Genomic DNA, 19,203 nt, shown 5'->3' with positions numbered 1-19,203 from the left:
CATGAACACCACCTGGAGCCGCTTCAACATCACCTCGATCGTGCTCGGTTTTGCCTTTCTCTATCTGCCGATCGTGCTGCTCATCGTCTTCTCGTTCAACGAGTCGAAACTGGTCACTGTCTGGGGCGGTTTCTCGACCAAATGGTACGTCTCGCTGTTCCACAACCAGGGCCTCATGGACGCAACCTGGGTGACGGCGCGTGTGGGCCTGATTTCGGCCACCGTGGCAACGGTGCTCGGCACGCTGGCGGCACTCGCCTTGACCCGCTACACGCGCTTCAAGGGCAGGGTGCTGTTCTCCGGCATGGTCTTTGCGCCGCTGGTCATGCCGGAAGTCATCACCGGCCTGTCGCTGCTGCTGCTCTTCGTCGCCGTCGGCCTCGACCGCGGCTTTCTCACCGTGACGCTTGCCCACATCACGCTGACCATGTGCTTCGTCGCCGTCGTCGTGCAGTCGCGCCTCATCACCTTCGATCGTTCGCTGGAAGAAGCCGCGATGGATCTTGGCGCAACGCCGGTGAAGACCTTCTTCCAGATCACGCTGCCGGTCATCATGCCGGCGATCGTCTCCGGCTGGATGCTGGCTTTTACGCTTTCGCTCGACGATCTGGTCATCGCCAGCTTCACCTCCGGGCCGGGCGCCACCACGCTGCCGATGAAGATCTACAGCCAGGTTCGCCTCGGCGTGACGCCGGAAATCAACGCCGCCTGCACCATCCTGATCGCCGTCGTCGCGATTGGCGTCATCATCGCCTCGCTCGCCAACAAGCGGCGCGAGGTGCAGCGCCAGCTCGACGAGCAGGCCGCCCAGCGCGGCTGAAGGATAGAAGGCGCGGCGGCCTATTCCCCCGAAACGCCGCGGCTGATCGGGGAAATGAACGGCGTGCTCCAGGTCCCGCCGACGAAAAACGATGACTGGTTGGGGCCTTGCTGGCCATTGGCCTGCGTTGCCGCCTGGTCCGGCTGAATGACACCGCCGGACAGGGCCAGCCCGCGGCCGGCGTAGGACGCGATACCGGACAGCCAGATCTTGTACTTCGCCGAATTGGCCTCGGCCTTGTCGATCCGTGCCACGCCCTTCGAAATGCTGGCCTTGATCTCGGCGCCGTCGATCTGCAGCGTTCCGTCGGAGACGTCGTCAAGCGCGAAGAAGCCGCCTTGTTCGGTATGCTTGAGGAAGGCCGGCAGGTTGAGCTTGCTCAACGCACCTGGCCCAAAGGTCGCCGAGACCGAGCCGTCGGCATTGTCGAAGATGGAGTCCCAGGTTCTGCCCGGTCCCTTGAGGATCACCGAGACGGTGCCCGTGCCGACCGGTACCAGGCGCGTCATGCCCGCCGCCGTCGCGAAAGCGCCGCCATCGATGTCGGACGCCAGCAGCCGGATCTCGACCTGCGAGCCTTCCGGCTTGCGGTCGAAGCGAAGGCTGGTCTGGATGTTGCCGCCAAAGGCCGAGGCGTCGGAGATGTCGAAGACGGAAAGGCCATCCTTGACCTGGGCAGTGGCGGCGACATCGGCAAGCTGGATGGGTCCCGCCGTGGCGTGCGCTGCCGACAGCCTGAGATCGAGGTTGATCTTGTCGGCGAAACTTGTGTCGATTTCGCCGGGTCCCGCCCCTCCGGTCGGTACCAGCGGGGTAAAGGCGGACAGGAACGATCTAAGGTCGAGCGTGTCGAAAGCGAGCGTTCCGGAGATCACCGGCTGCGCCTCGCCAAGCGAGAGGTCCAGCGCTCCCATTCCCGGATTGCTGTCCAGCGAAATCGCGGTGTTGTCGAACTTGACGCGCCCGCCCGTCGCCGTGATCTTGCTCGAAATGCTGACCGAGCCGATCGCGGCACTTGGAGCGATGCCGGCCTGCGACCACTCCAGGACACGGCGCAGCGAGGGTGCCGAGAACTTCGCCTGGCCGTCGAAATAGACGTTTTCGGACATGCTGGCCGTGCCGTCGAACGAGAAGGTGGCTGGTGCCGCCTTGAAGGACAGCGTGAGTGGCGCCGTACCGCCGGCAAACAGCACGAGCGGTTTCGCCGAAGCGACGTCCAGCGCGACGGTTTCGCCGCGCCAGATCCCGGTGGCCGACAGCGTCGCATTGCTGTTCATCGCCGCCCAATTTGCTTGGCCGGTCAAGCTGCTCAGGATCTCGACGTCCTTGCCGGCGATGGACGCCACCATGCGGCCGTCGCGGAACTCGACCGTGCCGAAGGTATCGGTAGGCAACTTGTCGAGGTCCGGCTTGGCGGGGTCGGCATTGACCACGCCGCGCGCCGCGTCGATGGAGCGCGTGATGCGCCCGCCGGTCGGGACGGCGGGCAGGAAGAGGCCGGCTGGCGTGCGCTGGACCCGGATCGTCGGCCGCACCAGCCGCGCCGTCGAAAACACGACGTCGCCGCGCAGGGCCGCCATGGCGGAAAGATCGACCTCGACCCGTTCGGCCTCGACGACCGGCGGTGCCTTGGTGTCGGTCCACTGCGAAAGCGTCACATCGGTCAGGATCGCCCGGAATGTCGGCCAGACCTCGATGCGCGGCGAGCCCTCGATGGCGACCCGGAAGCCGCTCCACGCACTCATTTCCCAGGCGATGCGGTCGCGCACGATACGGGTGGAGGCGATCAGCGGCAAGGCGGCAACGACCAGCGCGATGACGATACCGGCAGCGCCGATCGCCCATATTCCGCGCCGGATCAAAGATGATGGCATATGGCCCCGTATGCTTCCATTCCGACAAACCCGCCCGACGGGTGTAACCCCAGTCGTTACCACAACCCGCAGTGCTACCACGACTCCAGTCGTCACTACGACTTAGGGCCGAGGCATTTCAAGTCTTTATGGCCCGGCGATGGCATTTGCGCACATCTGGTCGCATCAGCCGAACAAAATCTTGCTCTGCTGCGCTGCGATATGCATAAGCGATGGCGACCGTGGAGGAACGATCATGGCTGCCGAAGAACCGCTCTGGACCCCGACGCAAGACCAGATTGACGCCGCACCCTTGACCGCCTTCACCAAGGCCGCCGAATTGAAAGCCGGCGTAGCGTTTTCTTCGTATTCGCAGCTTCACGGCTGGTCGGTCGAGGACCGTGAAGGGTTCTGGAGCCTGATCTGGGATTTCTGCGGCATCGTCGGAGATAAGGGCGAGCCGGTGCTTGTCGATGGTGACAAGATGCCCGGCGCCTCCTTTTTCCCCGACGCGACGCTGAACTTCGCCGAGAACCTGTTGAAGAAGACCGGCTCAGGCGACGCAATCGTATTTCGCGGCGAGGACAAGGTCGATCGGCGGCTGTCCTGGAACGAGCTGCATGCGCTGACCTCGCGGCTGCAGCAGCTTTTCGTCTCGCTCAAGGTGAAGAAGGGCGACCGCATCGCGGCGATGATGCCCAATATGCCGGAGACGGTTGCCGCCATGCTGGCCGCCGCCTCTATCGGTGCCGTCTGGTCATCCTGTTCTCCCGATTTCGGCGAGCAGGGCGTGCTCGACAGGTTCGGCCAGATCGAGCCCGTCATCTTCATCGCACCGGATGGTTATTGGTACAACGGCAAGGCGATCGAGGTCGCCGACAAGATCGCCGTGGTCGCGGCCAAGCTCTCGACCGTCCGCAAGATCCTGGTCGTCGACTATTTGGGTACCTCGAGCGATGTCGCTGCTACCATCGACAAGGCGGTGGCGCTTGAAGAAGCGCTGTCGCCCTTCGCCGGCAAGCCCATTACCTTCGAGCCGCTGCCGTTTTCGCATCCGCTCTACATCCTGTTTTCGTCGGGAACGACCGGCATTCCCAAATGCATCGTCCATTCGGCTGGCGGCACGCTGATCCAGCATGTCAAGGAACACCGGCTGCACGCCGGTCTCATCGACGGCGACCGCTTCTTCTATTTCACCACTTGCGGCTGGATGATGTGGAACTGGCTGGTGTCGGGCCTCGCTTCGGGCGCCACGCTGCTGCTCTATGACGGCTCGCCCTTCTATCCCGACGGCAATGTACTGTTCGACTTCGCCGACGCCGAGAAGATGACCTTCTTCGGCACCTCGGCCAAGTTCATCGATTCCGTGCGCAAGGCCGGTCTCAAGCCGATCCGCACGCATGATCTGTCCACTGTGCGGGCGATCTCCTCCACCGGCTCGCCGCTGTCGCCGGAAGATTTCCGCTTCGTCTATGACGGCATCAAGAAGGACGTGCATCTGGCTTCGGTCTCCGGCGGCACCGACATCGTCTCCTGCTTCGTGCTCGGCGTGCCGACGCAGCCTGTCTGGACCGGCGAGATCCAGGGACCCGGCCTTGGCCTTGCGGTCGATGTCTGGGACGACGACGGCAGGCCGGTCCGGCAGGAAAAGGGCGAACTGGTCTGCACCAAGGCCTTTCCGGCGATGCCGATCGGCTTCTGGAACGACCCCGAGGGCAAGAAGTACCGGGCGGCCTATTTCGAGCGTTTCGACAATGTCTGGTGCCATGGCGATTTCGCTGAATGGACCGAGCATGGCGGCCTCATCATCCATGGCCGTTCCGACGCCACGCTTAACCCAGGCGGCGTTCGCATCGGCACGGCGGAGATCTACAACCAGGTCGAACAGATGCCGGAAATCCTGGAAGCGCTGTGCATCGGCCAGGACTTCGACAATGACGTGCGCGTCGTGCTGTTCGTGCGCCTTGCAGCCGGCGTGCTACTCGACGAGGATTTGGAAAAGCGCATCCGCGCCAAGATCCGCACCGGCGCGAGCCCTCGTCACGTGCCGGCAAAAATCGTCGCCGTCAGCGACATCCCGCGCACCAAGTCGGGCAAGATCACAGAGCTCGCGGTGCGCGACGTGGTGCATGGTCGCGCCATCAAGAACAAGGAGGCGCTCGCCAACCCCGAGGCGCTGGAGCTGTTCAAGGACTTGCCGCAACTGGCCGAATAAATTGGCGACCGGCATGGTTAACCGAATATGTCTCGCGAATTTACCTAGATTTCATGAGTGGTACACATTCGTAAATTTTCCACCGCGCCGGTAAGGAGTTGTTAAGGTCCGGCGTCGATAGTCGCATGTAACTTGAGGGAGAAATCCCGCTCCTCAGCCCCCGGAGGATCCGAATTCGCTCAAGCCCCCGTTGTGACAGCAATCCCATCTCTTAAGGCGTCCTTTGGGCGCCTTTTCTTTTATCGGAGAGGGCTGTGGCCTATTCCGCGAGCACGCGGGTCGACGGGAAAGCGACCTCGACCAGAGTGCCTTCTCCTGGTGTCGAGTTGATGGTGAACCGGGCGCGGTTGGCTTCCACCATCGCCTTTGTCAGCGGCAAGCCAAGGCCGGTGCCGTCGCCGCGTCCGCGCTTCAGCGCGTTGATCTGCTTGAACGGCTTCAGCGCCTGCTCGATCTCGGCATGGCTCATGCCGATGCCGGTGTCGCGCACCCGCATGACGACGTCGCCCGACGTCTCATAGGCGGTCGAGACGATCACCTGGCCACCGGCCTGGGTGTAACGGATGGCGTTCGACAGGATGTTGAGCGCGATCTGGCGCACGCTGCGCAGGTCGGCCACCACTTCCGGCAGCCGCGAAGCGAAGCTGGAGCGGATGATGACGCGTTCGCGGTTGGCCTGCGGCTGCATCATCGCCACCGTCTCGGCCAGCGTGTCGTTGAGCGATACCGCCTCGTAGGCCATCTCCTGCTGGCCGGCCTCGATCTTCGAGATGTCGAGCAAGTCGTTGACGAGGTCGAGCACATGATTGCCCGAGCGGTTGATGTCGCGCAGATAGTCGCGGTAGCGGTCATTGGCGACAGGTCCGAATTTCTCATCGACCATCAGTTCGGAAAAACCGATGATGGCATTGAGCGGCGTGCGGATCTCGTGGCTGATGCGGGCGAGGAAGTCGGTCTTCTGCGAGGACGCGCGCTCGGCCACGGCACGCGCTTGCGTCAAATCCTCTTCGGCCCGCTTCCACTGCGTGATGTCGCGCACGACAGCGCAGAAGCCGCTGTCGTTGGGTAGCCGGCCGATGGTCATGAACAGCGGAATGAAGCGGCCTTGCGACTCGCGCCCGATCACCTCGCGGCCGTCATTCATGACGCTCGCCACGCCGGGCTCGGACAGCCCGTTGAGGTAGTCGCGCGCCGCACGCTGGCTTTCGATCGCAAACAGCGAGGCGAACGGCTTGCCGGTCACGTCGTCGCTGTCGAAGCCGAACAGCGCTTCGGCCGGCCGGCTGATCGATCGGATGGTGCCGTCACGGCCGATCAGCACGACGCCGTCGGTGGCGGTGTCGATAATGGTGCGCATCTCGGCGATGCGCGCCTTGAGCTCGGAAATATCTGGCTGCGTCGGCTCGTCGCCAACCGCATGCACCGGCGCATCATCCTCGCCGGAGCGGCGCACGACCAGCATCAGCGCCTTGCCGTCGCGCCAGGGGACAGAGCGCAAAATGGCCTCGATAGGGAATTCCTGTCCATCACGCGTCTTCAGCCGCAGCGCGTGATCGGTGCCGTCGGAAACGCCGTCATCGGCGTAGGGGTCAGCAAACAGCGCGCCGAGGCCACCGGCATCCGCCAGGTCGTCGAGCGCCTCGTAGCCGGTCAGGTTGAGGAATTCCTCGTTCGCATAGTGCAACTGGTCGCCGGAATGGATGAGCAGCGGCACCGGCAGCTTGCCGAGCAGCGAGGTGTCCGGAGCCTTGTGCTCATCTCCCGCCGAAAACGCCGACGGCACGAAGCCTTCGGCCTTGAGCGGCGGCACCCGCAGGCGAGGGCGCTCGACGCGTATTTCCGCAGCGTCGCCTGCACTGACGGTTTCCTCGGCAACCGCCTGCTCGTCGGGCGACGCGGCTTCCTCGTCTGGCTGCGCCCAATCCTCACTATCCTCGGCATCGCGAAAATCTGCTGACGTCATGCTGTCGTCATCGAGGGAGTCATGTGTCGTCGCGTCAGTGGCTTCAGGCTCTTCGCCAGTCGCGACGGGCCTGGTGCTTTCTGGTTCCGCCACCACAGGGCCGTGTTCGTCATCATGGCCGGCATAGTCGAGCAGCGAGCCCGTCACATTCGGTTCGGATGGTCCCTCATGAGCCGCTTCGTCCGGGTGACCGCCGTCAAGCCGCGCCAGATCCTGCTCGTCTTCGGCCTCGGTCTCGGATGGCTCGACCGGTTCGTTCTCTGGCTCTGCCGCTGGGATTTCGCCGGCGTGCGTCGGGTCGCCAGCCGCCTCGACCGCTGCTGTCGGCACGTCTGCTTTTTCAACCAAAGGTTCAGCAGGCGTCTCGGTCGTCGCTTCGCTGGGTCCCTTGGCACTGGGCGTCTCGGTCTCCGGCGGCTCGACCGGAGCACTATCCTTCTTCAGCCGTTCGCCGATCTCGCGGAACGCGCTGCGTTCCAGGGTCGACAGGCCCTTGTCGTTGGCCGGCTGGCGATGTTCGGCCAACCGGATCACCTTGTCGGCAAAGCGCCGCTCCGGTTTCGGCACGATGGTCAGCGCCGGCACTTCGCCCTTGAACGGGTCCGATGCCTGAGGGGCCTCGGCCTTCGGCTCTTCAGCCGTTGGTTGTTCGGGCGCGGGTTCGACGGCTTGCGGTTCCGGCGCCGCCGGCGCCTCGGCATTAGGCACCAGCGCCATGCCGATAGCCTCCGGATCGACGACCGCGTCACTGGCGCGGGCGACGCCGAAGCCGCGGAAACCCTCGAAGGCGCGGCTGCGGCCATAGACAGGCAGCGCCGCCAGATCGACAGGAACCTTCAGATCGGTGCCGACAACCGGCCACAGCACGGAGCGCCCGGACCAGGTGTCGCGCCGTTCCAGGAGGCCTGATATCTCGCCGGAGGGGTCGAGGCCGAATGTGGCGGCAACATCCCTGAAGCGTCGGCCGATCACGTCGGCTGCCGGTTTGCCGACGATGTCGGCGAATTCCGGCGACAGCGCGCTGAACTTACCCTCGGCATCGGTGCGCCAGACGAAGCGTACCGGCGCCGCTGCACGATCTATCGCCGAGACGGTCGTCGGCGCAGCCGCGGGGATGGCTTGGACATCATTGTGTTTCGTGCCTTGGGCGGGAACTTCCAGGGCCGCCGGTTCTTGAGGTGCTTCAGCTTCGGACGCGGTCGGTCGCCGCGCTTCTTGCCCTTCGTCCTGGCCGGCGTTGAAGTACCAATGGTCGTGTTGCGCCGGCGCGCGTTCCAATGCTGGTTGATCGCTGTTGGCTGCAGACGGCGTCTGCCCGGTCGCGTCGGCGATCTCATGTGGCTGCGATGCGGCGATGTCGTCGGCTGGCACCTCGGGACCCTGTTCCGGCTGGACAACCGCGTCGCCATCCGGCGTGGCCCCGGCAATGGTTGGCGCCGGGTGTTTGTCGGCGGGGGTCGTGTCGTCGAGTTGATCCTCGTCGATCACCACAAGCAGGTGCCGTTCCTCGGTCAATCGTGCCAGCCCTGCGGGATAGGAAGCCGCGCTGCCGGGGACGAGGCGCTTGACGATGCGGTCGCTCTCGGCCGCGACGTCGGCAACCAGCGCCGCCAGCGTTTGCGGCCGAATGCCCAGCGCCGAAAATCCTTCCGAGGCCGCCTCGACGTTGCCGCCGGCATCGACAAAGGCGATGAAATGGCCATCCTCGGTAAGGCCGCTGATGGCACGAGTGGCGATTTCGCCGGCGCTGTGAGAGCCCGTCTGCGCCGCCGGTACCGCCAGCATGATCGCTTTTTCGGCGTCCGGCATGGTTACCTCGCTGGCCAGGAAGCCGACGGCGCGGCTGGTCATGCCGGTTGCCAGTCGCACCATGATGGCGCGGTCGCTGCCGATTTGCGGAAATCCGCTGGTCGCCATGATCTGGCGCCTGGCAATCAATGGCAACTGCGCCGAGGCGCCGATGATGGCCTCGATGTCGGGGTAGCCGAACATCGCGGCTCCCGGCCCATTGGCCCAGATCACCTGCTCCAGATCCGTCGACAGGATCGCGATCGCGTCGCCGGCGGCAAAGCGCTGGCGGACCGCGTCGAGCACGGCGACGTCGAGGAAGGAATATTCGGACGGCATGCGCTTGGCGAACCCTCACGGAGCGGCAAATTTGCAGTTAACGCTTTGTTAATAAAAGCCGGAGGCGCGAAGGTCCACAAGCCAGAACGTGCAAAGGCTGGAATTTGGGCTCTTGGTTAACGGCCCAAAAGAAATTATGGTGCACTGCAACAAAGATATTGCAATGCACAAAATTTGCCTTTATATTGCCATCATACATGAACGAGACGGCTTTCTGTCAAAGCCGCTGCCGCTGAAAAGGATGGAAAATGTCCAGGACCAAGACCGCCGAGACGATCGAAAACGTTGAATTCCCGAGCTTCGACGCTTCCAAGGCTACCGACCAGATCCGTGCTTTCGCCGAAAAGGGCGTTGAGCAGTCGAAGGAAGCCTATGCCAAGCTGAAGACCGGTGCCGAGGAGACCCAGAAGGCCCTGGAGTCGACCTACGAGACCGCCAAGACCGTTTCCAGCGATCTGTCGCTCAAGACCATTTCTGCTTTGCGTGCCAATGCCGAGGCAGGTTTCTCCCACCTCGAAGCCCTGATCGGCGCCAAGTCGCTGTCGGAAGTCGTCGAGCTGCAGACCGCCTTCCTGCGCAAGCGCGTCGAGATGACCGTCGAGCAGGCCAAGGACTTCCAGACCGTCGCCTCCAAGGCGGCCGAGGATGTCTCCAAGCCGATCAAGACCGCCTTCGAAAAGGCGATCAAGGAAATCAAGGTTGCCTAACATTTGCGCATGATCTGAAGATGCAGCAAAGGTCGCATTTTCTTAAAACGGATCAAGCGTATGATGGTAGCTATCAAGGAATACCCGGCGGGTGGAACCTCCTCCCTCTGCTCTCCGGGGTGACCAGCCAGCACCTCCTCCCGCTGGCTCGTAACAGGAAAAGGCCGGCACCTCCTCCCGCCGGCCTTTTTCTTTGTCTGATGCCCTGTTCTTGCCTTGTGCGTTCTTTTTGCCGGGCAAATGCCGCGCCGATGTGGGGAAGTGCCCTTTGCTTTCCAAAAGCCTTGAATTAGAATCCATAAGCCCGTAAGGACGCATCGCCGAACGACAGAGCGGTCGTGTAGATGGTTTTCTGCTTCGATCCCGCTCAGGCAAACGGGCCGTTGTAGCTCAGATGGTTAGAGCGCCGGATTGTGGATCCGGAGGTCGCTGGTTCGATCCCAGCCAACGGTACCATTGGTTTATCCGATAAGTCGTCGATTTAATTTGATAATTGCGGGCCGGTTCGCGGACCTGACGCGTCCAGAATTTGCGACGCCGATCGTCAAGGCGATTTGTGAAGGACTTGGGCATTATAAGCGGCGACGCGGGTCGCCGCGCTATGCCGATGTACCGCGCACTCATGGTTGGCAAACGACCCGACAGAGTGCCGGTCGTTCCGACCCACTCAAATTATTGATCTAGTATGGCAACGCCAGCATGGGCTCCGCGGGTGGCCGATCGACGCCTGAGACTTACCGGATCGGCGTCTCGCCGCGAAACAGCGGCTGGTGAGCCCGCATCAAGGCTGTAATCCGGTCGGCGACTTTTCGTACCGGCAGGGAATGACGTTCCTCGTGATGGGTGACGATCCATTGGTCGGTTTCGAGTTCTGGGATCGGCTGGGCGACGCGAACCAGCCGAGGATCACTGTCGCCGACGAAACACGGAAAGATCGAAAGGCCCGCACCGGCGGCCACCAGTTCGCGCGCCGAATGGGCGTTGTTGCCGCGTACGGCGATGCGGTCGCCGTGATGGGCTTGCAGCCAGCGCGCCGAAGCAATGTTTGCCCCTTCGCCGGTGACGCCGACGAACAACCCCGCTGCGATGCCGTTGATCAGGTGGCGTCCGGAATAAATGGCGTGGGCGACCTTGCCGCTTTGGCGGCCGGCCAGCCACTGCTCGGTCGGGCGCTCGCTGCGTATGCCGATGTCGGCGGCACGGCGTCCGATATCGACCCTATCGGTGGTGGTGATCAGCTCCACCCTTAAGCCGTCATCGACCGTCCAGATCTCGCCGATATGGGCGGAAACGAAGGCGGAGGTCCATGGCCCGGCCGAGACGCGGACAATGCGGTCGGGCAGGCTTCCCTCGCGCCAACGGGTCAGTGACTGCATTGCTGCCTCGACGTCTTCGGCGCGCCGCAGCAGTTCTTCACCGACCGGGGTCAGCCGGTAGCCGGTCTGCTGACGCACGAACAGCGGTTCGCCGATCTGCTTTTCGAGCGCGGTGACGCGTCGTCCAAGGGTGGCAGCGCTGAGGCGCGTGGTTCCCGTCGCCGCGCTCAAGCCACCCAGCCGCGCAACGTCGAGAAATAACCTCAGATCGTCCCAGCCGATATCCATTTTGCAGAAATGAAAAACTCGTTGCGACCGTGGTTGTAGCGCGAAGCGGGCATCACACGCAAGTATGCTGGCATTGGAGACGTTGGACAATCTTGCTTGGCGGGGCAAATGACAAGCGCCTCGGTTGGCAAGGCGCCAGCGCAAACCTTTCGATCGCGCATGCGCTTCGTGCGGATGTATTGCGCTTTCGACGAACCCCGGCGCGCGGGCATTCTGCGCCCCAAAAGGAGACGATCATGTTGTATGAACTTCGATGCCGTTTCGCCCGCTGGCTTGCCTATCGCCAGACGGTTGCGAGCTTGAGGCATGTCCCGGACAGAACACTGGCGGATGCTGGCATTTCTCGCGAAGAGATCCGCGAGCGTGCCCGCCACGCCAGCCTGCATCGATAAGGCTGATGGGCCATCGGATCAGTGGGAAATGGATCGGGTCTCCTCGGATCGGCCTGAATGGACAACCTTACGACGCTCACATCTACCGCCCCCAGACAACGGCATTCTCATGCCGCTTGATGATGTGCTTCAGGTTCTCGAAGGCGGTCGTGACGTGGCCCGCGAAGCGCTCCGCGGCGGGCGAGCGTGGCCCGCTGACCCGGCGCAGGATGCCGAGCGAGCGGCTGGGCTGCGGGATTTCATAGGGTAGCACCGTCACCCGGTTCTCCTTGCGCTGCGCGAAGACCACGGAGAATGGCAGTACGGCCAGCGCATCGGTTTCGGCAAGGAAGTTGATCACGCTCATCAGCGAGCCTCCCGAATAGCGGACGTTCAGGTCCGACATGCCGATGCTCATCAGGATCATCTGCAGGTCCGACATCAGCGGAGAGCCGGGCAGGGGAGCCACCCAGGGGAAGCTGGTCAGGTCATGCGCCCTGAGCCGGCGATTTCGCAGCAGGGGATGGTCGGGCCGGCAAGCCACGACGTTGCGTCCGGGCAGGATTTCGGTGAATTCGAAGCCGGGTCCAAGGTCGAGCACGCCGATCGGCACGATCCCGAGGTCGATCTGGTTGCTTTCCAGCGCCGCGACCATCTCGGGCAGGTTCATATAGCTTTGCTGAACGGTGACCTCGGGTTCGAGCTTCTGGAATTCTCCGATCATCCGGCTGATCATCGCATCCATGAAGAAAGGCACGCCGCCGACGCGGACGACGCCCTTCGTGCCTTTCATGAAGCCCTGTACCGCATCCGACGCCTTGCGCGACGCGGTGATGATCGTTCGGCCCTGCGCCGCCAGCTGGAAGCCGAGCGGTGTCGCCTGCAGCGGCCGGCGGCCCTTGAGGAAGAGCGGCTCACCCACCCGCGCTTCCAGCATGGCCAGCGATCGGCTGACCGCCGGCTGGGTCAGGCCCAGCATGGCGGCTCCTTCCGACACGCCGCCAGCATCCAGCACCGCGGCGAGCTGCATGAGGTGGCGCTCGTTCAGCTTCATAGCAAAACGCTATACAAGGGACGTCACATCTCATCAAGCATCGCGTCGGGCCGTGCTATCCCGCTTGGCAAGGGGAAGGGAGGCCCCGGCGGAATGCACGGCCAGCACGACCCGAAGAGGGATGAGTTCCCCAAGGCGATCTCGACGCAGGCCGAGGAATTCTCGCGGCGTCTGACAGTGATGGGCCAATCCCGACTGGCGGCGGCGGCGCAGGCAGCCGTGGATGGTTTGCACGCACTGATCGTGGAGTTGCGGCCCTCCGGCGAGGAATTCCGACAGGCGATAGATTTTCTGACCGAGGTTGGCCACTACGCTGATGCGCGGCGCCAGGAATGGGTGCTGTTCGCCGATGTCCTGGGCGTGTCTTCGCTGATCGAGGATCAAAACAGCCCCCGCCCCGACGGGGCGACCCCAAACACCCTGGCTGGACCCTTCTACCGGGCCGATGTGCCGGAGATGCCACCCGGCGCGAACGTCTCGCGCGATCACAAGGGCGAGCCGCTGGAGGTTGCGGGCCGGATCGTCGCGCTCGACGGAGTGGGGATTGGCGATGCGATGGTCGAGATCTGGCAGGCCAATGCCGAGGGTCTCTATGAGAACCAGGAACCCGACAGGCAGCCGGAATTCAATCTGCGCGGGCGGTTCCGTACCGATCCGCAGGGACGGTTCCGCTTCATCACGGTGAAGCCGAAGGGCTACACGCTGCCGTCGGACGGACCAGTCGGTCAATTGATGTCAGCGCTTGGCCTTGGCCTCGAGCGGCCGGCCCATATCCATTTTCGCGTCTCGGCGGAGGGCTTCGAGACGCTGACGACCCACATCTTCGACCGGTCCGACCCTGCGATCGGTCGGGATGCCATCTTCGGGGTCAAACCCGAACTCATGGCCGAGTTCCGCGCGCTGCCGCCCAATGGAGGAAAGCGGAAGTACGCGCTCGACCTCAACCTCGTGCTCTGCCCGCAGCGGCGGGACGAAACCGAAACCTCTGGGAGGAGATGACCGATGGCACGTATCAGCGGCTACCACCATTTGACGCTCTCGACCGACAGCGCTCAGGAAGATTTTGATTTCTATACCAAGGCGCTGGGCCTGCATTCGGTCAAGCGCACCGTATTGTTCGACGGCGTCATCCCTGTCTACCACCTCTATTACGGCTCGCCCAATGGCGATGCCTCGACGATCATCACCACCTTTCCGTTCCGCAAGCCCGGCGTCTATGGCCGCCGCGGAACCAACCAGTCGCGCACCATCATGCAGTCGATCCCAAAGGGGGCCGCGGATTTCTGGGTCGACCGGTTGAACGCCCGCGGCATCGAGGCCACCAAGATCACACGTTTTGGCGCCGACCGTGCGGCTTTCGCACATCCCTGCGGCATCCCGCATGAGTTGGTGGAAAGCGACAGGGATCCACGCGCGCCCATCACCAACGAGGCGCAGGGCATCGGCAAGGCCCACGGCATCAAGGGTATCTACGGGGCTGTGGTGGCGGTGATGGACCGCACCGCCATGGACGACTTTCTGACCATCGCGTTGCCGCTGGAGAAAGAGGCCGACAACCACGAGGGGCTCGTGTTCCGCGTGCCCGACGCGACCGGCGTCGCGCAGCGCGTGGAGGTCATTGTCGACCGTGACAGCCAGCAGGGCACCTGGACGCTGGCGGGCGGCACGATCCACCACCTCGCCCTCAACACCGGCGACGAAGAGAACCAGTTGAAGCTGCGCGCCCATATCGAGGGCCTCGGCTTCACCGATATTTCGGAGCAGAAGGACCGCAACTACTTCAAGTCCTGCTATGTTCGCTCGCCCGGAGGCGCGCTGTTCGAAATTGCCTGGACCACGCCGGAAGGCTGGGCCAAGGACGAGCCCCCCGGCCAGATCGGCAAGACACTGGTCTTCCCGCCATGGTTCAAGGACCGCGAGAGCGAATTGCAGGCTGGCCTGGAAGAGGCGGATTTCACGTGAGTTCAGGCAGCGGTCCGCTCCGGCTTGGGCCAAGGGGTCCGGAGGCGAAGGCGATCTGCGTCTTCGTCCACGGCCGCGGCCAATCGCCGGAAGAGATGCAGTCCCATGTGCTGGCGCGGCTTTCCGCGTCTGCCGTGGCCTTCATTCTGCCGCGCGCACCGCTCGGCATGTGGTGGGAGGCGCGTGCCGTCGACCCGTTGACGCCGGTCGCCCGCGCGCAGCTTTCCGACGCGCTCGACCATCTTGCGGCCGCAATGGTCGCAGCGCGGGCGGAACTGCCCGGACTGCCGCTTCTTCTGGCGGGCTTTTCGCAAGGGGCGTGTCTGTCGATCGAATATCTCTGCGCGGGGCTGCCGCCGCCTGACGCTTTGGCGGCGTTCACGGGCTGTCGTGTCGGTGTTCCGGCGGACGAAAGATCCGAGGCGGCGCCGGCCGGAATGCCGATCTATCTTTCCGGTGGCGATGCCGATCCCTGGATTCCCGTCTCGGCATTTGCCGATGCCGCACAAACACTGGGTCGTGTTGGCGCCAGCCTGCGGGCCGACCTGTTTCCTGGTCGGGGCCATGAGGTCTCGGATGCCGAGATTGTCATGCTGGGCACGATGCTCGACGACCTCGCGGCCGGCCGTGGCCCGCGCATGGAGGCGGCGCGATGATGGACAGCTTCACCTTTCCGGGCTTGACGACACGGGTGGTCTTCGGTGCTGGCACAATCGCTCGCGTCGAGGAGGAAGTCCGGCGGCTCGGCCACGACAAGGTGATGGTGCTATCGACACCGCATCAGAAGGGCGATGCGGAAAGGCTGGCCGCAAGCCTTGGCGGCCTCGCCGCCGGTATCTTTGCCGGCGCGGTCATGCATACCCCCGTCGAGGTTACGGAAGAGGCCGTAGATGCGTTCCGCACCAGCGGCGCCTCGGCTGTCGTTAGCCTCGGCGGCGGCTCGACCACCGGGCTCGGCAAGGCCATTGCGGTGCGCACGGGCGCCGACCAGGTGGTCATTCCCACCACCTATGCCGGCTCGGAAATGACCGACATCCTGGGCGAGACGGCGGCCGGCGAGAAGACCACCCGCCGCTCGCCGGACATCCGCCCCGAGACGGTGATCTACGACGTCGATCTGACACTGAGCCTGCCGGTAGACCTCACCGTCACCTCGGCGATGAACGCGATCGCTCATGCGATGGAGGCCTTCTATGCTCCCGATCGCAATCCGGTGATCGTGCTGATGTGCAGGGATGCCCTGGTTGCCTTCCGGGACGGCATTCCAAGGCTGATCGGCGATCCGCGGGATCGCGCGGCGCGGACGCAGGCGCTCTATGCGGCGTGGTGCTGCTCGACCGCGCTCGGCTATGTCTCGATGGCGCTGCATCACAAGCTGGCGCATGTCTTCGGCGGCTCGTTCGACACGCCGCATGCCGAAACCCACGCCATCCTGCTGCCCTATACGACCGCCTTCAACGAAGAGGCGGTGCCCGATCTGCTGGCTCCGATCGCCGAAGTGTTCGGCGGTGGTTCGGCGGGCGGCGGGCTCTGGGATTTCGCGCAGTCGGTGGGCTCTCCGCTGAGCCTGAAGGCGATCGGCATCAAGGAGAGCGATCTCGACCACGCGGCGGCGATCGCTGTGAAGAATGCCTATGCGAATCCGAAGCCGATCGATCCGGGATCCATAAGGGAACTCCTTCAGGCGGCGTGGGAGGGACGCCGTCCGGGGGACTGAGAACAAAACAAGAGGGAGGAGCTAAACATGATCACAAGACGCAGCCTACTGAAAGCCTCGGCGGCGACAGGCCTGGCGCTCGCCGGTTCGCGCCTGGCGACGCCGGCCATCGCGCAAGGCGCCAAGATCCGCCTGGGCTATGTTTCGCCGCAGACGGGGCCGCTCGCCGGCTTCGCGGAGAGCGATGCCTATAACATCAAGGCCTTCCTCGCTTCCGAGGCGGGCAAGAACTTCGAGGTCATCGTCAAGGACAGCCAGTCGAACCCCAATCGTGCGGCCGAGGTGGCGAAGAGCCTGATCGTCGATGACGAGATCAACCTGATGCTCGTCGGCTCGACGCCCGAGAACACCAACCCGGTGGCCACCACCTGCGAGGCGGAGGGCGTGCCGGTTATCTCGACGATGGCGCCGTGGCAGCCCTGGTTCATCGGCCAGCAGGGCAATCCGGCCGATCCGTCCTCGTGGAAGCCTTTCAACTTCGCCTATCATTATTTCTGGGGTCTCGAAGACATCATCGCCGTCTACACCGGCATGTGGAAGCAGCTTTCCACCAACGGCAAGGTGGGCGGGCTGTTCCCGAACGATGCCGACGGCAATGCCTGGGGTGATCCGAAGAACGGGTTGAAGCCGGGTCTCGATGCCGCCGGTTTCAGCCTTGCCGATCCCGGCCGCTATCAGAACCTCTCCGACGATTTCACCGCGCAGGTCAACGCTTTCAAGGCGGCCAATGCCGAGATCGTCACCGGTGTGGTCATTCCGCCCGACTTCACCACCTTCTGGAACCAGGCTCGCCAGCAGGGCTTCAAGCCCAAGGCGGTGACGGTGGCCAAGGCAATCCTCTTCCCGCAATCGGTCGAGACGCTCGGCGATGCCGGCCACAACCTCTCGTCCGAGGTCTGGTGGTCGGCCTCGCATCCGTTCAAATCGTCGGTGACGGGCGAGAGCTCGGCGGACCTCGCAGGGGATTTCACCGCCAAGACCGGGCGTCCCTGGACCCAGCCAATCGGCTTTGTCCATTCGCTGTTCGAGGTGGCGGCCAATGTCATGGGCCGCGTTTCGGATCCAACGAATGCCGAGGCGATCGCGACGGCCATAGCCGCCACCGACATGACGACCGTGGTGGGCAAGGTGGCCTGGAGCGGTGCGGGACTGCCGCCTTTCGCCGGGAAGAACGTCTGCAAGACGCCGCTCGTCGGCGGGCAGTGGCGCAAGAAGGCCGGTGGCGGCTTCGATCTGGTGATCGTCGAAAACGCTGGCGCCGCCGAAATTCCAACCGCCGGCAAGATGGAAGCCCTGGCCTGAGCCTTGCGAGGGCGGCTGATACCGCCGCCCTCGTTCGGCGCGACCCGAGGATGACAGTGATGATACTCAGGCTGGAAAACGTTTCGAAGTCGTTCGGCGCCTTGAAGGTTGCGGATTCCGTGACCGTCAGCGTGCCGCGCGGCGAAGCGCTGGGCATTATCGGCCCGAACGGCGCGGGAAAATCGACGCTCTTCAACCTGATCACCGGCAATTTGTTTGCAAATGAGGGTCGCATCGAATTCCTCGGCCGCGACGTGACCCGTGCTCCGGCGATGGAGCGGGTGCGCATGGGCGTCGGCCGCAGCTTCCAAATTCCGCAGCCTTTCGAGGGGCTGACCGTGTTCGAAAATCTCTTGACCGCGGCCGCCTTCGGCCGAGGCGGACGCGAGGCCGAGATGGTCGGCGATTGCGCGCGCATCCTCGAGGAGACGGAGCTTCTCAGGAAGGCCAATTTCGTGGCCGGCTCGCTGAGCCTTCTCGATCGCAAGCGCCTGGAACTCGCCCGCGCCCTGGCGACAGGCCCCGAGCTTCTGCTTCTGGACGAGATCGCGGGCGGTCTGACGGAGGGTGAATGCAAGGCCCTGGTCGCGACGATCAGAGCCATCCACGGCAGGGGAACCACCATCATCTGGATCGAGCATGTGCTGCATGCCCTGACGTCGGTGGTCGAGCGGCTTCTGGTACTGGATTTCGGGCGCGTGATCGGGATCGGTGCGCCCAATGAGATCATGGCCTCGAAGGCGGTTCGCGAGATCTATCTGGGGCTCGAGGTCTGATGCTGGAAACGCACGGCCTCACCGCGAATTACGGCCAGTTCCGGGCGCTGTTCGGTGTGGATATCACCGTGGCCGCGGGCGAATGCGTGGCGATCATCGGCGCCAATGGCGCCGGCAAATCCACGCTGATGCGCTCGATCACGGGCGTGCTCGGCAACGAGCCCGGCATGGTGCTGCACAGGGGCGAGCCGATTGGCGCGCTGTCTTCGGCCGAGATCATGAAGCGCGGCATCGCCATGGTGCCGGAGGGGCGCCGGCTGTTTCCTTCACTGACCGTCGAGGAAAACCTGCTGGTCGGCGGGCAGGCGCGCAAGGTGCCGGGGCCGTGGAGCCTCGACGCGGTCTATGACCTTTTCCCGATCCTGCGCGAGCGGCGCAAGAGCCCTGGCACCGCGCTCTCGGGCGGCCAGCAGCAGATGGTGGCGATCGGCCGGGCGCTGATGTCGAACCCGGAATTGCTGCTCTGCGACGAGATCAGCCTCGGCCTCGCGCCCGTCGTCATCCGCGATATCTACGCGGCCCTTCCCAGTATCCGCGAAGGCGGCGCCGCGATCGTGCTGGTGGAACAGGATATCGGCAAGGCGCTGGCGGTCGCCGACCGCGTCTACTGCATGATGGAGGGCCGCGTCACGCTGGCCGCCAAAGCGGCCGAGGTCACGCGCGAAGACATCCATTCTGCCTATTTCGGAGTGGCGGCATGACGAGGCAACCAAGGCTCAGTCGTCTGCTTGC

General features: G+C 63.9%; 15 protein-coding genes and 1 tRNA gene. 12 read left to right on the top strand and 4 right to left on the bottom strand.

Going from position 1 to position 19,203, the window contains the following annotated elements:
- Window position 1 precedes the first annotated feature (1 nt).
- Window positions 2–820 carry an ABC transporter permease gene (locus tag ACSQ3L_RS29910; RefSeq protein WP_436163200.1) on the top strand — a complete coding sequence of 273 codons (819 nt, stop codon included), beginning with the start codon at window positions 2–4 and terminating at the stop codon, window positions 818–820.
- 20 nt (window positions 821–840) lie between these two features.
- On the opposite strand, the gene ACSQ3L_RS29905 is transcribed toward ACSQ3L_RS29910, so the two are convergent.
- Complete coding sequence (locus tag ACSQ3L_RS29905; protein ID WP_436163199.1) at window positions 841–2,694, bottom strand: AsmA family protein; 1,854 nt, start codon at window positions 2,692–2,694, stop codon at window positions 841–843.
- A 235-nt stretch (window positions 2,695–2,929) separates the two neighbouring features.
- On the opposite strand from ACSQ3L_RS29905, the gene ACSQ3L_RS29900 reads away from it, so the two are divergent.
- Window positions 2,930–4,888, top strand: a complete 1,959-nt coding sequence (locus ACSQ3L_RS29900; RefSeq protein WP_436163198.1) for an acetoacetate--CoA ligase — start codon at window positions 2,930–2,932, stop codon at window positions 4,886–4,888.
- Between the two features lie 259 nt (window positions 4,889–5,147).
- On the opposite strand, the gene ACSQ3L_RS29895 is transcribed toward ACSQ3L_RS29900, so the two are convergent.
- The gene (locus tag ACSQ3L_RS29895) at window positions 5,148–8,978 is read right to left on the bottom strand and encodes a PAS domain S-box protein (RefSeq protein WP_436163197.1); all 3,831 of its coding nucleotides are present in this window, start codon (window positions 8,976–8,978) and stop codon (window positions 5,148–5,150) included.
- A gap of 248 nt (window positions 8,979–9,226) precedes the next feature.
- Between ACSQ3L_RS29895 and ACSQ3L_RS29890 the strand changes: the two genes are divergently transcribed.
- Window positions 9,227–9,685 (top strand): phasin, encoded by a 459-nt coding sequence (locus ACSQ3L_RS29890; RefSeq protein ID WP_436163196.1) that lies wholly within the window; start codon window positions 9,227–9,229, stop codon window positions 9,683–9,685.
- A 379-nt stretch (window positions 9,686–10,064) separates the two neighbouring features.
- A tRNA-His gene (locus ACSQ3L_RS29885) sits at window positions 10,065–10,141 on the top strand.
- A gap of 278 nt (window positions 10,142–10,419) precedes the next feature.
- Here the strand turns inward: ACSQ3L_RS29885 and ACSQ3L_RS29880 are convergent.
- A complete protein-coding gene (locus ACSQ3L_RS29880; protein ID WP_436163195.1) occupies window positions 10,420–11,289 on the bottom strand; it encodes a LysR family transcriptional regulator in 870 nt (289 codons plus the stop codon).
- Between the two features lie 236 nt (window positions 11,290–11,525).
- Here ACSQ3L_RS29880 and ACSQ3L_RS29875 point away from each other — a divergent pair, with 236 nt between their 5' ends.
- The gene (locus tag ACSQ3L_RS29875) at window positions 11,526–11,681 is read left to right on the top strand and encodes a DUF1127 domain-containing protein (RefSeq protein WP_436163194.1); all 156 of its coding nucleotides are present in this window, start codon (window positions 11,526–11,528) and stop codon (window positions 11,679–11,681) included.
- 82 nt (window positions 11,682–11,763) lie between these two features.
- Here ACSQ3L_RS29875 and ACSQ3L_RS29870 read toward each other — a convergent pair whose 3' ends face one another.
- Entirely contained in the window at window positions 11,764–12,714 is a 951-nt protein-coding gene (locus ACSQ3L_RS29870) for a LysR family transcriptional regulator (RefSeq protein ID WP_023808937.1), read from the bottom strand.
- A gap of 93 nt (window positions 12,715–12,807) precedes the next feature.
- Here ACSQ3L_RS29870 and ACSQ3L_RS29865 point away from each other — a divergent pair, with 93 nt between their 5' ends.
- The 7 genes from ACSQ3L_RS29865 to ACSQ3L_RS29835 are packed head-to-tail and all read left to right on the top strand — an operon-like array spanning window position 12,808 to window position 19,172.
- Window positions 12,808–13,713, top strand: a complete 906-nt coding sequence (locus ACSQ3L_RS29865; RefSeq protein WP_436163193.1) for a dioxygenase — start codon at window positions 12,808–12,810, stop codon at window positions 13,711–13,713.
- A gap of 3 nt (window positions 13,714–13,716) precedes the next feature.
- Complete coding sequence (locus ACSQ3L_RS29860; RefSeq protein ID WP_436163192.1) at window positions 13,717–14,676, top strand: VOC family protein; 960 nt, start codon at window positions 13,717–13,719, stop codon at window positions 14,674–14,676.
- Window positions 14,673–15,332 (top strand): alpha/beta hydrolase, encoded by a 660-nt coding sequence (locus ACSQ3L_RS29855; RefSeq protein WP_436163191.1) that lies wholly within the window; start codon window positions 14,673–14,675, stop codon window positions 15,330–15,332. The genes ACSQ3L_RS29860 and ACSQ3L_RS29855 overlap by 4 nt, the downstream gene beginning before the upstream one ends.
- A complete protein-coding gene (locus ACSQ3L_RS29850; protein WP_436163190.1) occupies window positions 15,329–16,393 on the top strand; it encodes a maleylacetate reductase in 1,065 nt (354 codons plus the stop codon). Before ACSQ3L_RS29855 ends, ACSQ3L_RS29850 begins: the two co-directional genes overlap by 4 nt.
- A 27-nt stretch (window positions 16,394–16,420) precedes the next feature.
- Window positions 16,421–17,695, top strand: coding sequence for an ABC transporter substrate-binding protein (locus ACSQ3L_RS29845; protein ID WP_436163189.1), 1,275 nt, complete (start codon window positions 16,421–16,423; stop codon window positions 17,693–17,695).
- Between the two features lie 59 nt (window positions 17,696–17,754).
- A complete protein-coding gene (locus ACSQ3L_RS29840) occupies window positions 17,755–18,471 on the top strand; it encodes an ABC transporter ATP-binding protein (RefSeq protein ID WP_436163188.1) in 717 nt (238 codons plus the stop codon).
- On the top strand, window positions 18,471–19,172 hold the full coding sequence (locus ACSQ3L_RS29835; RefSeq protein ID WP_436163187.1) for an ABC transporter ATP-binding protein: 702 nt from the start codon (window positions 18,471–18,473) through the stop codon (window positions 19,170–19,172). Before ACSQ3L_RS29840 ends, ACSQ3L_RS29835 begins: the two co-directional genes overlap by 1 nt.
- Window positions 19,173–19,203 lie beyond the last annotated feature (31 nt).

The organism is Mesorhizobium sp. LjRoot246, assembly GCF_964254115.1.
Classification (GTDB): Bacteria; Pseudomonadota; Alphaproteobacteria; order Rhizobiales; family Rhizobiaceae; genus Mesorhizobium.
Note: the sequence above shows the minus strand (reverse complement) of the source record. Positions and strands in the feature narration are given on the sequence as shown.

What these genes read in the sequence shown, in the direction of transcription:
- ACSQ3L_RS29910 (WP_436163200.1), top strand. Translation starts at nt 2, where the DNA reads ATGAACACCACCTGGAGCCGCTTCAACATCACCTCGATCGTGCTCGGT.
- ACSQ3L_RS29905 (WP_436163199.1), bottom strand. Translation starts at nt 2,694, where the DNA reads ATGCCATCATCTTTGATCCGGCGCGGAATATGGGCGATCGGCGCTGCC.
- ACSQ3L_RS29900 (WP_436163198.1), top strand. Translation starts at nt 2,930, where the DNA reads ATGGCTGCCGAAGAACCGCTCTGGACCCCGACGCAAGACCAGATTGAC.
- ACSQ3L_RS29895 (WP_436163197.1), bottom strand. Translation starts at nt 8,978, where the DNA reads ATGCCGTCCGAATATTCCTTCCTCGACGTCGCCGTGCTCGACGCGGTC.
- ACSQ3L_RS29890 (WP_436163196.1), top strand. Translation starts at nt 9,227, where the DNA reads ATGTCCAGGACCAAGACCGCCGAGACGATCGAAAACGTTGAATTCCCG.
- ACSQ3L_RS29880 (WP_436163195.1), bottom strand. Translation starts at nt 11,289, where the DNA reads ATGGATATCGGCTGGGACGATCTGAGGTTATTTCTCGACGTTGCGCGG.
- ACSQ3L_RS29875 (WP_436163194.1), top strand. Translation starts at nt 11,526, where the DNA reads ATGTTGTATGAACTTCGATGCCGTTTCGCCCGCTGGCTTGCCTATCGC.
- ACSQ3L_RS29870 (WP_023808937.1), bottom strand. Translation starts at nt 12,714, where the DNA reads ATGAAGCTGAACGAGCGCCACCTCATGCAGCTCGCCGCGGTGCTGGAT.
- ACSQ3L_RS29865 (WP_436163193.1), top strand. Translation starts at nt 12,808, where the DNA reads ATGCACGGCCAGCACGACCCGAAGAGGGATGAGTTCCCCAAGGCGATC.
- ACSQ3L_RS29860 (WP_436163192.1), top strand. Translation starts at nt 13,717, where the DNA reads ATGGCACGTATCAGCGGCTACCACCATTTGACGCTCTCGACCGACAGC.
- ACSQ3L_RS29850 (WP_436163190.1), top strand. Translation starts at nt 15,329, where the DNA reads ATGATGGACAGCTTCACCTTTCCGGGCTTGACGACACGGGTGGTCTTC.
- ACSQ3L_RS29845 (WP_436163189.1), top strand. Translation starts at nt 16,421, where the DNA reads ATGATCACAAGACGCAGCCTACTGAAAGCCTCGGCGGCGACAGGCCTG.
- ACSQ3L_RS29840 (WP_436163188.1), top strand. Translation starts at nt 17,755, where the DNA reads ATGATACTCAGGCTGGAAAACGTTTCGAAGTCGTTCGGCGCCTTGAAG.
- ACSQ3L_RS29835 (WP_436163187.1), top strand. Translation starts at nt 18,471, where the DNA reads ATGCTGGAAACGCACGGCCTCACCGCGAATTACGGCCAGTTCCGGGCG.